11 protein-coding genes are annotated in these 15,609 nt (G+C 40.1%); 10 read left to right on the forward strand and 1 reads right to left on the reverse strand.

The window, feature by feature from the left end; translation table 11 throughout:
* Positions 1-2,284, reverse strand: a 2,284-nt coding sequence (locus VGE44_RS09080) for an outer membrane beta-barrel protein (RefSeq protein ID WP_331078177.1), incomplete at its 3' end; no start/stop codon positions are given.
* Positions 2,285-2,697: 413 nt separating this feature from the next.
* Between VGE44_RS09080 and VGE44_RS09085 the strand changes: the two genes are divergently transcribed.
* From VGE44_RS09085 to VGE44_RS09130, 10 genes are all read left to right on the forward strand, one after another.
* Entirely contained in the window at positions 2,698-4,014 is a 1,317-nt protein-coding gene (locus VGE44_RS09085; protein ID WP_331078179.1) for an AGE family epimerase/isomerase, read from the forward strand.
* 25 nt (positions 4,015-4,039) lie between these two features.
* On the forward strand, positions 4,040-5,377 hold the full coding sequence (locus VGE44_RS09090) for an AGE family epimerase/isomerase (protein ID WP_331078182.1): 1,338 nt from the start codon (positions 4,040-4,042) through the stop codon (positions 5,375-5,377).
* Between the two features lie 66 nt (positions 5,378-5,443).
* Entirely contained in the window at positions 5,444-6,496 is a 1,053-nt protein-coding gene (locus VGE44_RS09095; RefSeq protein WP_331078184.1) for an aldo/keto reductase, read from the forward strand.
* A gap of 10 nt (positions 6,497-6,506) precedes the next feature.
* On the forward strand, positions 6,507-8,075 hold the full coding sequence (locus VGE44_RS09100; protein ID WP_331078186.1) for a pectate lyase: 1,569 nt from the start codon (positions 6,507-6,509) through the stop codon (positions 8,073-8,075).
* A gap of 10 nt (positions 8,076-8,085) precedes the next feature.
* On the forward strand, positions 8,086-9,882 hold the full coding sequence (locus VGE44_RS09105; RefSeq protein ID WP_331078188.1) for a c-type cytochrome: 1,797 nt from the start codon (positions 8,086-8,088) through the stop codon (positions 9,880-9,882).
* Positions 9,883-9,947: 65 nt separating this feature from the next.
* The gene (locus VGE44_RS09110) at positions 9,948-10,421 is read left to right on the forward strand and encodes a RidA family protein (protein WP_331078190.1); all 474 of its coding nucleotides are present in this window, start codon (positions 9,948-9,950) and stop codon (positions 10,419-10,421) included.
* A gap of 67 nt (positions 10,422-10,488) precedes the next feature.
* Positions 10,489-11,241: a glucosamine-6-phosphate deaminase gene (locus VGE44_RS09115; RefSeq protein ID WP_331078192.1), complete on the forward strand. Its 753-nt coding sequence runs from the start codon at positions 10,489-10,491 to the stop codon at positions 11,239-11,241.
* Positions 11,238-12,452, forward strand: a complete 1,215-nt coding sequence (locus tag VGE44_RS09120; protein ID WP_331078194.1) for a selenocysteine synthase — start codon at positions 11,238-11,240, stop codon at positions 12,450-12,452. The genes VGE44_RS09115 and VGE44_RS09120 overlap by 4 nt, the downstream gene beginning before the upstream one ends.
* A gap of 44 nt (positions 12,453-12,496) precedes the next feature.
* Complete coding sequence (locus VGE44_RS09125; protein WP_331078196.1) at positions 12,497-13,750, forward strand: amidohydrolase/deacetylase family metallohydrolase; 1,254 nt, start codon at positions 12,497-12,499, stop codon at positions 13,748-13,750.
* A gap of 866 nt (positions 13,751-14,616) precedes the next feature.
* Entirely contained in the window at positions 14,617-15,159 is a 543-nt protein-coding gene (locus VGE44_RS09130) for an RNA polymerase sigma factor (RefSeq protein WP_331078198.1), read from the forward strand.
* Positions 15,160-15,609 lie beyond the last annotated feature (450 nt).

Genomic DNA, 15,609 nt, shown 5'->3' on the forward strand with positions numbered 1-15,609 from the left:
GATCCGTAAAATTTGCCTGAGAATACTGAGTTTTATTAATGGCATATGAAGTTTCAAGTTCTACATCAACAACATCTTTGATATCCACTTCAAATTCGATTTCCTGTCTTACCATAAAGTTTTTGGCAATATTCTTATTCAGGTCGATAAAGGCTACGTTATTATTCAGGTATGCTGAACCGGAGTAAGTAAGGGTATATTTACGTTCTGCAAATGGCTTACCATAGGAGTAATCTCCACGAAGGGAATAGAATCCATCGGTATTGGTATAGCTGGTTAGCTGGTTAACCGTGTTTGGGATTTGAACCTTTGTAGTTACAATTTTATCTTGAGTCTGACTGAATGAAAGGTTTGCATGCAAAACATGCCCCATGTTCCAGTCGGATTGATTGTATCTGGCATTGAAAGTATGGATGAATTCAGGTTTAAGATCAGGGTTACCTGTAATAGTATTCTGAAGGTTGGAATTATCAGTTATAGGCTGCAACTGAAGAAAACCCGGCTGATTATTTCGACCCCAGTAATTAACATTTAATGCCTGTTGTTTCGAAAATTTATATACCATTCTTGCAGATGGAATCAGGTTAAATGTTCTGTTTTCGGTATTTATTCCCCTGCTCAGGTTTTGACCTTTAAGTATTGCCGGCTGGGCGTTTAATCCGAGAGTATAATTGAACTTATCTGCGATATACCGGTAATTTGCTCCAAATCGGTGAGTGTAGAACTGATACTCATAATTATTGCTAAGGTCAGCATTAAATATCTGATTCCCACCAATTATATCATTCGTAATACGGTCTGTTGTTGTACTAGACCTGCTATGACTATAGTTAAATTCAACATAGGTTTTTTTCCAGATGGGTTCCATATAGGTTATATTCGACCAGAGGGAATAATTGTTGTTAGTGTTCGCAATGAGTTGATTCTGAATACGGGTTGAATCACCCCCTGTCTGTCTGATCAGGTAATTATTCATCACATTACGGTCATTATCGCCGTTTGAATAATTTAAGTTTCCGCTCAAACTCATATTTCTTCCCTTTTTTGAGAACTTATGATTGTAGTAGAAACGCGTTCCCATATTTAAATTCAAGGTATTTGACCCTGATACATTATTCCGGATGGTGGTGAGGCTTTCCTGGGAAATGTCAGTTACACCTATATTATCAGAATTGTTTAAGTTATGGGAGAAGCTGGGGGAGATTCTCAGGAAGTTTAAAGTATCGGGTTTTAGTACGAGGTTCCCGGAGAAGTTATGACTATAATTATCACTGTTATTATCGGAAACAGCATTTTCCAGCCGGGTGAAGTTTTCAAGGAAATTCTGTGAAAATGTTTTACTAAAAGTTGTGTTTTTGCGGTTATTGAAGCTATATCCGGCATCTGCGGATACTTTTTTACTCCAATCATTACGGTAATTCATGCTGGCTGAATTGGTGCTGGTGATTCCATTTGAATTGCCGCCACGCATATTGATATTGTTAATGGTTCCGTCAAATGATAACTGGCGTTCTCCTTTAAAAGTGTTTCCTCTTAAACTGGTATTGTACCTGTCTTCACTTCCGATTCCACCAAACATTCGTGCCGAATATCCACGTTTCTTTTCTTCCAGAATGGTAAGATTTAGTACCTTCTCTGGTTCTCCGGTTTTAATTCCAGTAATGTTGGCATGATCGCCATAATCATCAATTATTTGTAGATTCTTAATGATATCAGCAGGAAGATTTTTTATGGCTGTTGCCACATCAGTTCCGAAAAAATCCTTTCCATTTATCCTGATCTTTGTAATGGCCTCACCCTGCGTTGTAACATTCCCATCAGCATCAACTTTAACTCCCGGAAGCTTTCTAAGCATTTCATCTACTGCATCACCCTGTCTTACAGGGAAAGAGGAGGCATTGAAAGTAACCGTGTCTTCGCTGATTTTAATTGCAGTCACGGCCGTTATTACAACTTCATCTAAGGTATTTGAAGATGTGTTTAACTTTATAGGGGGAATTACCAGTGAGTTGCCACCGGAAATAGTATAGGCTTTAAGGAATGTCTTGAACCCGATAAATGCCGCAGAAAGTGTGAAATTAGGCCATTTTACATTTGGTAAATTGAAATTTCCATCAATGTCTGCAGAAGTTTGAACACTATCTTTCCCATTTTTAAGTTTGATCAGAGTTCCTGTTAAAGGAACACCTGCTGTATCCAGAACACTTCCTTTAACCTGATAATTCTGTGAATAACTAAAAATGGAGTATAATGCTAAACAAAGGGTGAGGAAAAATCTTCTCATAAAATTATTCGTTTCGGGTATATGGTAATTTAAATAGTAAAACCTTTAGATACCCGATGGATATAATAGTTTAAAATCTAAACGGCCGTTTCTTATAATTGCTGCAAATATAATCTTAAGCCCAGTTTAAGCCCTTTTATGTTCAGTATTGTTACAATATTTGAACAAACTTATTACAATCTAGATCAAGGGAGGGAAAAACACATCAGATTTCAGATTAGTCAGGTTTTATGTTGAATTTTCTGAACAAAAAGGGGCAATCAGATAATTGTTTACGTACACATAATCGATTTTTCAAAATATTAAAATGAAAAATAAGAACGTCAATCTCAAATAAATTGTATTTTTAGTTCCGGGAATTTTAGCTTTCCGGAAGACTCTTTCCGGAGATTTAACCTTTTTTTAAATAGTTTATGAAAAGAAGACAGTTTATGTCAAACACGCTTTTGGCGGGTTTAGGAAGTATTAGTGTTAATGCATTTGGGACTGAGCAGCATGCTACCTATAAAAGCATTGATAATCTAGAGCCAAAGAGCCTTGAATTAAACAAGCTTCATGAATTTTATCATGCTGAGATATTCAAGCGATTTATCCCGAATATGGATAAGTATGTAATTGACCATCAGCTTGGTGGTTTTATGACCTCCATAGATATTACTAATGGAAAGCAGGCCAATTCGAATAAAACTGCCTGGTTCGAAGGCAGGGGGATGTGGACCTATTCCTTTCTTTATAATAACCTTGAAAAGAATCCTAAATACCTCGAAGTTGCACGTAAATCAAAGGATTTTATTCTGAAACATCTTCCTGAGGACGATAAGTTTTTTACATCTTCTTATAGTAATGATGGAAAGCCTTTATCAGGCCCGGGTGATATTTATTCAAGTTTATTTGTAGCAGAGGGTCTGGCAGAGTACGCCAAGGCTTCCGGTGATAAACAGTATTTTACGATTGCTAAGAAAATTATTTTATCCTGTCTTAAAAGATATGATAGTCCTGATTATGATTATTATGTTGCCTATTTGAATCCGGGTGCAACTAAAATCCCCGGCCCCAGGGTGCTTGGTCATTGGATGGTATTTTTGCGGGCTGCCACTCAGATTTTAGAGAATGGGCCGGATGCCGATATGGAGAAATTGGCTGACAGATGCCTGGATGCTTGCCTGAATCATCATTTGAATCCCCAATATCAGCTGTTCAATGAGGTTCTGAACCATGATTTCAGTCGCCCGGATAACTCATACAAAGACTTTTCGTACACAGGTCATGGTATAGAAATGTGCTGGATGCTGCATTTTGAAGCTGCCCGCAGAAAGGATAAAAAGCTCTTCGATCGTATCACAGAAATATTTAAAAGACATGTAACCGTGGCGCATGATGATGTATATGGAGGTTATTTCAGGGCCCTGGATCATGTGGATAATAATATATGGAAGGTAGACAAAGTGCTCTGGCTTCAGGAAGAGGTGCTGATTGGTAGTATGTTTATCGCTGAGCATACCGGAGAGGAATGGGCAAAAGAACTATTTAATGAAACACTTGAATATGTTCGTAAAAGTTTTGCAAAGCCGGGCAATTTATTTTGGGCTTCGGCAGGCGATCGGTTTATGAAGGATTATGCAAAAATGAGAGCCGAACATTATCATCATCCCCGGCACCTGATGTTGAATCTGCTTGCTTTAAAACGAATGATTAAACGTAATGGTAAACCATCCGGTCTTTTTGGATGATATAGCTAAATTAAATTGATACGATATGAATAATAAGGAATTTTCAAGACGCAAGTTTTTAAAACAGAATACCCTTGCCGGATTGGGTCTCTTGGGTTCTGCAAGCCTTGCAGGTTCCATTTTGCCAATAGATGCCCAGGCTTCATCTAAACCTGATTTAAAGAAGATAAGCGGCCTGGATCTGAGAAAGTTGCGCGAACAATACAAGGAGGCATTACTGGGCAAATTTATTCCGAATCTGAGTAAATACGTAGTGGATCATGAACTTGGTGGATTTATGTGCTCGGTGGATATTCTTACCAGAAAGCTTGTCAATACAACCAAACGTGCCTGGTTTGAGGGAAGGGGCATTTGGATGTATTCCTTTTTATACAATAATCTTGATAAGGATCCTGCTTATCTTGAAATTGCCCGTAAATCCAAAGATTTTATTTTGAAACGTTTGCCTGCTGATGGCAGCTATTATATTTCATCATTTACAAAAGAGGGTGAGCCAATAGGTGATACCGAAGGTGATATTTACGGAAACCTTTTTGTAGCAGAAGGACTGGCTGAATATGCTAAAGCTACAGCCGAACCTAAATATTTTGATCAGGCAAAAGAAATTGTTTTGAAAGCTGTACAGCGTTATGACAGACCTGATTTTACTTATAATTACAAAGCAGAAAACAGAGTAGCCGGGCCACGGATTCTGGGGCACTGGATGATTTTATTGAGTGTTTGTACCCAAATGCTGAGGCAAAAAAGTGATCAGGAAATCAGGACATTAGCAGATCGTTGTGTAGATGCTATTATGAATCATCACCTGAACAAAGATTACAGACTTTTAAATGAAGCTCTGGCTCATGATATGAGCCCGCTTCCTGATCCTGTAGCCTCACAGTACGGCGACCTGGGTCATGGTTGTGAAACTCTGGCCTTTGTGATGAATTACGCAGTGCTGATTAAGGACGCTGATCTCTTTCACAGGGCATCTAAAGAATTTAAGAGACATGTCGATACCTCCTGGGATGATGTTTATGGAGGTTTTTATCATGAGCTCACTCATGTAGACAAAAACATTTGGACTCTGAATAAATTACGCTGGGTTCATGAAGAAATTTTGATTGGCGCAATGATTCTGATTGAACATACCGGTGACGAATGGGCAATTAATTGTTATGCAAAGACAGAGGCATACATCAGAAAGAATTATGTTCGTCCCGAGTATGCATTTGTGATCGATAGTGGTGATAGAAAGATGCAAAAGCATACCCAGGTGAGAGCAGAGCACTATCATTATCCAAGACAATTAATGGTAGGTATACTTGCAATAGACAGGATAATAAGCAGAGGCGAGAAGCCTTCTGGTTTGTTTTCATAAAATACCGCAAACCGGTAGATTGATATTGGTTTGTTTTTTTGATAATAATTAAAATAAAGTTCCCTGATGAGTAAAAAGATATATGATGGCCAGGCATTTTATAATGCGCCTTTTGTAGTTGATAGTTTTAACGGGATGCCATACCGCGTTCTGGGTAAATCCGGATTAAAGGTTTCAAATATAGGATTGGGAACCTGGAAAATGGGATATCCGGAAAGTGGGGATGACTCCCGGATCGATAAGAAAAATTCGTTTAATATTCTTGACAGAGCAATAGACCTTGGGGTTACTTTTTGGGATACTGCAAACAGATATAATAATGCCTCAGGAAATTCTGAACGGATTATAGGGAAGTGGTTTAAAAAAAATCCTGAACAAAGACGCAATGTGGTGCTTGCAACAAAAATGGCCGGAACAATGGACGGATTAAGTCCAAATCATTGCGGGCTTTCAAGAGGAAATATTATGGAAGCAGTATATGCCAGCCTCGAAAGGCTTCAAACTGACCATATAGACCTGCTTTATTTTCACAGATTTGATGGAATTACTCCACCTGAAGAAAGTCTGACTGCAATTGAAGATCTGGTTAAACAGGATTTGATACGTTATTTCGCTGTGTCAAATGCCACTGTTGATATACTTAAAACCTATCAGGCTGTTCAGTCTCAAATGTCTGTAAGAAGCCGGATACTTGCCGTGCAAAATCAGTTTGATCTGCTCGATGGAGAAGCTGCAGATGATAAGGGTGTTTTGAACTATGCTTCAGAACAGGGGATATCCTTTATCGGCTGGAGCCCGATGGCCAGGGGACTGTTGACTAACAGATATCTGAATCCTGTAAATGTGGGTCCTGGCGACCGTTTGTTCGATGAGGGCGACCTGAAAGCAAAAACTAGCCCCGAAAATATGACTAAACTGCATGCACTTGCGGCTATTTCTGATGAAATGGGAGTCGAACTTAGTCAGCTTGTTATGGCTTATATGCTGACAATGAAAGGTATGGGTCCTATCATTCCATCTTCTTCAAGTGTGAAGCAGCTTGAATCTAACGCAGTGGCAGGTAAGCTTATTCTTTCTGATAAACAAATTGCCAGGGTAAAGAAAATTGTAAACTATTAAAGAATTCAGAATGTCCGGTTTCAGATCTATTTTCCTTGCTTTCTATATTATTGTTCTGACAGCACTAAGTGGTTTTACCCAGACTAAAAAACTGGAGCAGGAAGCCCGTTCTGCGATGTTAACTGCAACCCGATTTATGGTAGAAAAGGTAAGCGTGAACGGGGGCTATGTGGCTCATTACCTTCCTGATTTCTCACGCCGCTGGGGAGAACTGGAAGGTTTTAAAACTCAGGTTTGGGTTCAGGATCCAGGTACGGTAAGTATGGGAAATGTGTTTCTCGACGCCTATAAAGCTACCGGAGATGAATATTATTACCAGGCTGCTGAAAAAGTTGCTTCTGCTCTGATCTGGGGACAGTTACCTGAAGGCGGATGGAATTATATGATTGATTTTGCTGGGGACCGTTCTTTAAAACATTGGTACAACACTATTGGAAAAAATGCATGGGGTTTTGAAGAATACTATTATTACTACGGAACCTCAACTTTTGATGACTCCAATACCTCGGGGCCAGCTTCTTTTCTTCTCAGACTATACCTTCAGAAGATGGACAGCAAATATAAACCGGCACTTGATAAAGCTATTCAGTTAATAATTGACAGTCAGTATCCTCTTGGCGGATGGCCGCAGCGCTTTCCTCTAAAAGACAACCATCCTAAAAATGGCAAAGAGGATTATTCTGCATATTATACATTTAATGATGAAGTGATTTCCGGAAATATCGATTTCCTTATTCAGTGTTATATAAACCTTGGAGAGGAGCGATTCCTGGATCCGATTCGCCGCGGGATGAATTTTTACCTGATTACTCAACAGGGGAATCCGCAGGGAGGTTGGGGACAGCAATATAATATGGATCTGCAAGTTGCACATGCCCGTAGTTATGAACCGCCTGCGCTGATGCCCGGATTTACCAATACACATGTTTTGCTCCTTATGAAGTATTACCAGTTGACAGGTGATAGAAAATTCCTCGCACGTATTCCGGATGCAATCGAATGGCTTGAAAGTTGCCGCTTGCCTGCCGAAAAAAGCCTTGGGGGGACGCGAACCCATGCAACATTCATTGAGATTGGAACCAATAAAGGGCTTTATGCTCACCGCAAGGGTACAGGAGTGAAGGATGGCCATTACTGGTGGGATTATGATGATAATAATCTGCTTGCACATTATGGAGGGAAAACCAATATTAATATTCAGTTTCTCAAAGATGAATACCAACGGGTAAATGCGCTTTCAGCTGAGGAGGCAACAAGGAATTCACCATTAAAAGCGGGAATGATCAAAGATGGTACTTTACCTCAGACTCAGTTTCCGGCAACATCTTCCAGCGGCCTGGTACCTGATGATACCATAGTATCGGGTATAATAAAAGCCCTGGATAAGGATCGATGGCTCGTAAAGCATATTCAAATCAGCAGGCCTTATTCGGTTTTACCGGATGGCTCGGAAATGAATACTGCGAAGCTCAGTGATGAAAATGGGAAGGGTATTGTCGATTCATCTGAACAGCAATACATCTCCACAAGAGAGTATGAAAAGAATATGGGATTATTAATCAGATATTTAAGAAAATAAAACATTCTGAATGAAATTCAATAATCATTTTCTGATAGATCAGAGGAATCCGGTAATCAGAACCGGAATGCTGTTCTTGCTTATTGCTCTTGTAATAATATCTTGCTCCAAAATTTCCAGGACATTACCAGCAGGATTACCCGATAATGGTGGCTTATTCCTTCCGGATAAGTTCGAAGCGCTGGTGGTGGTAGACAGCATTGGTAAAGCCAGGCATCTTGCTGTGAATGATAACGGAGATATCTATGTCAAATTAACCTTTAACCGGGCAATGAAAGGATCAGGTGGTACGGTTGGATTGCGGGATCTAAATAAGGATGGCAGAGCCGATTCAATTGTTTATTTCGGCGATTACAAGGATATAGGCGGCTCGGCAGTTGGAATGACCATTCATGATGGTTATCTCTATACCAGTACTGTTAATCAGGTGCTTAAGAATAAACTGACTCCGGGTCAATTGGTTCCTCAAAGTAAAACAGAGGTTGTACTCACTGATCTTGATCCAAATGTTGCAAGAAACTGGCATACAACCAAACCTGTAGCTTTTGACCGCAAGGGCTATATGTATGTTCCTTTTGGCACACCTTCAGATGCCGGTCAGGATATTACAAAATACGGTCCGATTGGAATACCCGGTGGTAAAGGTCTGGATCCATCACCCGAATTAGAAACCCATGGTGGAATCTGGAGGTTTGATGCATCCAAAACCAATCAAACCCAAAAGGACGGTTATAAATTTGCAACAGGCATCAGGAGTGTTGTTGGTATGGTTTGGAGTCCGCTGGATGATAATCTATATGCTGTAATGAATGGTATTGATAATTTTCGTACCATTTTTCCTGATCTGTACACGGCATGGCAGGCGGCTGTTCCGCCATCAGAGCCACTGCTTAAGGTTACAGAAGGCTCTGATTTTGGCTGGCCATATGCCTATTATGATCACATGCTAAAGAAAAATGTCTTGCAGCCCGGCTATGGTGGTGATGGTAAGATTATAGGAAGGGCCTCAAAATTTGATGTTCCTGTAATTGGTTTTCCAGGCCATTGGGCACCAATGGATGTGATGTTTTATCAGGGCAATCAATTCCCTGAGCGTTATAAACAAGGAGCTTTTGTCGCATTTCATGGTTCAACTGATCGCTCGCCCTATCCTCAGGCAGGCTATATAGTATGTTTTGTACCCTTTAAAAACGGGGCACCTACCGGTGAATGGGAGGTGTTTGCAGACGGCTTTACAGGAGTAGATACAGTGATTAATACCAGTGACGCAGTTTATCGCCCAATGGGACTTGCCACCGGACCTGATGGTTCTTTATACATATCTGAATCTAATAAAGGAAAGATCTGGAGAGTAATGTATAAAGGAGATAAGAAGGAGTTCGGTAAAAAACAGCTTGCAGGTATGGAACTCAGAAAGAGCAGATCCTATATAAAAACACCAGACGAGGTGAAGGATAATTTGCACAGAGGCGACCGCCTGGCGGGAAGTATTTTATATAATACCTATTGTGCATCCTGTCATCAGCGGGATGGCAAAGGCGATAACAGTCGTTTTCCTCCGCTTGCAAAATCGGAATGGGTAACTGGTGATAAACAGAGACTGATCAATGTAATTCTTAACGGACTGGATGGGGAAATAACAGTGAATGGGCAATCCTGGCAGGGCATGATGCCTGCACATGCTGAATTCCTGGATGATCACGCCATTGCATCTATCTCAACGTATATCCGCCAGAGTTTTGGAAATAAGGCCGGACCAGTAAGCAGCCTTGAAGTTGCTGAAGTAAGGAAGAAATCTGGGAACTAATACCATATCAGCTATTTACCACTTTATTAATTGTACATTAATCACTTTAAATAATAAACTAAAACATGAAATCAACCATTTTATTAGGTTCTCTTCTCATTTTCGGATTGACATCCTGCGTAGGCACTGTCTCAACAGACTCATCAGAGACAAAAAAAGCTTCATCTGAGCGCAAAATAATTATGCCTGAGGGTTATAATCGCGGACTCCCATTTACACCCGGTATTCTTGTTGACGGAACTCTTTATGTCGCTGGATTTAGCGGTGAAGATGCCAAAACCGGAACAATTCCTGAAGACTTTGAAACAGAAGTTAAACAGGCATTGGATAAGATCGGGGTGATTCTTAAAGAAGCAGATATGGATTATAAGGATGTAGTTTCTGTGCAGGTTTATCTGACCGATATGGAATTATTTGAACGTATGAATACAGTTTACCGTACTTATTTTGATGAGCCACGTCCAACCCGTTCAATAATGGGGATTAAAAGTCTGATCGGCCCTGCAAGAATTGAAATTACTGTTACCGCCAGGAAATAATAAAATAGAGCTATACACCTATGCAGGATTTTTTCCTGTAAAATTTAAAAAATACTTTTTATATAAAATGAAAATTAATATATCTGAGAATCCGGTCGAGTTAGGAAAAGTGTCTGCAGCTGCAGCGATTGACGGAATTAATAAAGCTATTGCAGAAAAGGGACAGGCTAATGTAATTCTTGCAACAGGCGCAAGCCAGTTTGAAACGTTAAAAAATATTGTACTTGATCAGAGTATTGACTGGTCGAAAGTGGTTATGTTCCATTTGGATGAATATATTGGATTGCCGGAAACAGAACCGGCAAGTTTCAGAAAATATTTAAAGGAGCGCTTTCTTAATCTGGTTTCTCCTTTAAAAGCCAGTTATCTGGTAAATGGGGAGAATGATCCGGAAGCAGAGTGTAAGCGATTAAATGATATCATTGCAGCACATCCGATTGATGTAGCTTTAGTAGGCATAGGTGAAAACGGGCATCTGGCTTTTAATGATCCTCCGGCAGATTTTGATACCGAAATGCCCTATATTGTTGTGAATCTGGACGAAAAATGTCGTTTACAACAGTTTAATGAAGGTTGGTTTAAGACAATAGAAGAAGTTCCGAAACAGGCTATCAGCATGTCGATCAGGCAGATATGTAAATCAAAGATGATTATATGTTCAGTCCCGGATGCCAGAAAAGCCGAAGCTGTCAAAAATTCCCTGGAGAATGAGGTAAGCAATAATTTTCCCGCCAGTATCCTTCAGACTCATGACAATTGCATTTTTTACCTTGATAAACCTTCAGCGGCCTTGCTCACAAAAACTATTAATACAAAATGAAACGCAGAGATCTGATTAAATACCTATCCGTGGCTCCTTTAGCCGGCGGACTTAGCGGTGTTCCTTTTAATACAGCACAGGCAGGTACAAAGGCCCTTGCAAAGCGCGATCTGATCAAAGAATTGGGTTTGCGGACCTTTATTAACGCTTATGGAGTGTATACTACCCATACGGCTTCTTTGATGCCTGATGAGGTTATGGCTGCTATTCAGGCTGCCTCAAAAAAGTATGTATTGTATAATGACCTTCAGGACAAAGTTGGAGAAAGAATAGCCGCTATGTGCCATTCTGAAGCTGCTATGGTCACATCAGGCTGTTGGTCGGCACTCGTACTTGGAACTGCCGGAATTTTAACCGGAATGGATAAGGCTAAAGTTGCATTATTGCCTGATGTTTCAGGCTTTGAAAGAAACGAGGTTATTCTTCAGAAAACTCATAGTGGATCATACGATCATGCACTGACTAATACAGGTATAAAACGTGTTTTTGTTGAGACAGTAGAAGAAATGGAAGCTGCTGTTAATTCAAAAACTGCGATGACCTGGTTTTACAATGAAGCAGATCCATGGGGTAAAATAGGCCATCAGCAATGGCTGGCTCTATCTAAAAAGCATAAAATACCTGCAATGATTGATATTGCGGCCGATGTGCCTCCTGTTGAGAACTTATGGAAGTTCAATGATATGGGCTATGATGTGGTTTGCGTTTCTGGTGGGAAAGCCATCCGCGGACCGCAGAGTGCTGGTATTTTAATGGGCAGAAAAGAGATCGTCGCAGCTGCCCGACTAAGTGCGCCTCCGGGAGGAGGGAATATTGGTAGGGGTATGAAAGTGAATAAGGAGGAAATATTCGGAATGTACGCGGCTCTTGATCGTTTTGTAAATCTGGATCATGGGAAAGAATGGCAGATGTGGGAAGACAGAGCCAATGTGATCCTGAATGCAGTGACCAAAGTGAACGGCGTTAAGGCTGAAATTTTTGTACCCCCAATAGCTAATGTTACTCCAACTCTCAGGATCTCCTGGGATCAGTCTCTGATTAAGTTAACTCCCAGGGAAATGACCCTGAATTTGCGCAATGGTGAACCATCAATCGAAGCACCGAAGAGTATCAATGATGCAATGATTCTTTCAGTATGGATGATGCAGCCTGGAGATGAAAAAATCGTTGCAAAGCGATTTACAGAAGAACTAATGAAAGCCAGAGTTTAATCAGGCTGTGCACATTTTTAATTTTTAATTTAATTTATACGGTCATGCTACGCAAACCAACGCTGCTTTTTTTGGCAATCTTTTTCATTTCAGGCTATGTTCAGGCTCAGAGACCTTACAGAATACTTATTAAGGGTGGTCATGTAATTGATGCAAAAAACAACATCAACGAAAAAATGGATGTAGCCATTCAGGAAGGGAAAATTGCGAGGGTTGCAAGGAATATTGACACTGCCCTTGCTGTACAGGTAGTAGATGCTGCAGGTATGTATGTTACTCCCGGACTGATTGACCTGCATGCCCATGTTTTTTATGGTTTTGACCCTGACAGTTATCTGAGTGGAGGTACGGTAGCAGTGCTTCCTGATCAGTCGACTTTCCGTGCAGGAGTTACCACTGTTGTGGATGCCGGAGGCGCTGGTTGGAGATCCTTCCCGACCTTCAAGAAGAATATTATTGACGTTTCAAAAACAAGGGTACTTTCTTTATTAAACATTGTGGGAGAGGGAATGAGGGGTATTGAAAAGTATGAACAGAATGTAAGTGACATGGATGCAAAAAAAACTGCTGAAGTGGCACTGGCAAACAAAAATGATATTGTGGGTTTTAAGGTTGCGCATTTTACAGGTTCTGAATGGACCCCGATCAGCAGAGGGGTAGAGGCAGGCAAACTGGCCAATATGCCAGTGATGATTGACCTGAATACCCTTTTCATATCTATTGAAGAGCTATTTACCAAATACCTCCGCCCCGGGGATATTTACACTCATACTTTCATACAGTCCTCAAGGGGGGTAGTTGAGCCGATTGTTGATCTTAAAACAAAGAAGTTTAAACCATTTGTTCTGGAGGCACAAAGAAAGGGGATCATATTTGATGTTGGTTTCGGAGGGGGCAGCTTTAATTTTAATCAGGCTTTGCCAGCACTAAAAGCTGGATTCTATCCTAATACCATGGGAACGGACTTGCATCAGGGCAGTGTGAATGGGGCGATGAAAGATCAGTTAAATGTTTTGTCTATATTCATGGCGATGGGAATGAAATTTCCAGATATGATAAAAGCCAGTACCTGGACACCTGCACAAGTTATCAAGCGCGAAGAATTGGGGAATCTCTCTGAAGGTGCAATTGCCGATGTTGCAATCTTAAGTATTCGCGATGGTAAATTTGGCTTTAGGGATGTAGCCGGAAACAGATTTGATGGCAAACAGAAGATCGACTGTGAGCTAACGATCAGGGATGGAAAGATTGTCTATGATTTGAATGCAATAGCCGGCCTGATCAATCAGTCTAAATAAATACTGGTTTCAGTTAGATTGTCATTGCGAGTGCAACACTTTGTCATTGCGAGAGAAAAATCAGGATAACTCTGAAGCAGAAAATGACTGATGGTAACAAATAGAAGGATTTCGGTTTATAGATCAAAGTCAATCCAACGCAGGAAGGATCTTAGCCATTATGAAGCAATATTTTCATCCCATAGCGCTAAGTTCCCTCAGCTGCTGAAGGGCAGCTGTCGGGAAGACAGTGCGCCCGGTACATTTATCCAGCCGAGCAGCCTTCCAACCTGTCGTGCCGAACGTTCCACCTTTCATCCTGACGCAGGAGGGAACTTAGCCAATTGAAGCAAAATTTTCATTCCTCAGCACGATTTTCCTCATCTGCTGAAGAGCAGCTAACGGGATCGTTTCCATAGGTACAATCTTTATGCATTTTACAAGATGTCATGGATAGCGCAGCAATCCCTTAAACGTCATGGGATTGCTTCGTCTTGAGTGTTTGCTTTCAAAATTATCAGTTGTATGAACTGATATTGAATGTTGAAAAAAAATAATATATTTTTTTTTGGATTTTCGGGTACGTAAACGTAACTTACATTTAAATACTAAATATTATTAGAAAATAGATTTCTCAGTAAAAGATACCTGATTCAGTTCATTTAAAGATGGAAACGGGCTGAATGCATAACAACTCATCATTTATTGGTGAGATTTTATTGAGTTAAGAGATTTAATTGATTTTTTGATGGCTATTTGTTAAATTTATTAAGCTATTTACAATTCAGAAGTAAAAGGCTTCGATTTTTAATAAATATTCAACGTACATCTCAGTGCAGCTATATCTGTATAGTTTTGAATTATTGTATCTTTTCGAAAAATAATAGATGGAAAATATTAACCCGGAAGTTCAGGATGACAGAATACTTTTACTGCAGCTGCAGGAAGGTAAAAGGACTGCCTTTAATATTTTATATAATAAGTACTGGGAGCAAACTTATTCAAATGCTTATAAGCGTTTGAGAGATGAAGACCAGGCGAAGGATATTGTACAGGAGATTTTTGTGAGCATTTGGGTGAACAGGCATAGCCCGATAAATAATTTACCTGCATATCTAAGCATATCAGTTCGTAACCAGGTATTCAAACTGGCAGCAAAGAGCAAAAACTTAACCCCTTATCTGGAAGTTTTTGACAATATTCCGGCCCAGAATGAAAAGGCAGATGCCAATCTTTTGTGGCAGGAATTCTACCGATCTTATGAGAAATTACTTTTGACACTGCCACCCAAAAGACAGCAAATATTCAGACTTCGCTTTCATGATGATATTCCTACAAAGACTATTGCCAGTCAGATGCGGATTTCAAGAAAAACTGTTCAGAATCAGTTAGGAAAAGCAATAGAACAATTGCGGGTTTTCTTTTACTAGCTTCTCAGACTTACGAAATCACCTGGGCGTCTGGAAAGTAGATTTCGTCAGTCGCAAATCCTGATAAGTGACTGACGAATTTAACTGGTATGACGCCTAAGTAAATTCGTAAGTCCCTCGACCATTTCCCTCTGGTCGGTATTCTCACCGCACCATAATATCAATTCAGAATATATTCGCTCTGGTCGTTGTTCTCTATTCCACAAGTAATTCACATCACTTGCCTGGTGATAACACCGGCCACAGGGATTTTAAAAATATTTTAATCTGTAATGGGACATTTCAATACAATCTGGTCTATGATGTAAGGTAAGTATGATTTTGCTAGATGGACAAGAAATATTTTTCTGAATTATTAAACAAATACTTGAAGCATGAAGCCTCGGAAGAAGAGTGTGATCTGCTGATAAAGCATTATAATCTGTTTGAATCAGAGCCTGATATTTTTGA

This window comes from Daejeonella sp., from assembly GCF_036405355.1.
In the GTDB taxonomy this organism is placed as follows: Bacteria; Bacteroidota; Bacteroidia; order Sphingobacteriales; family Sphingobacteriaceae; genus Daejeonella.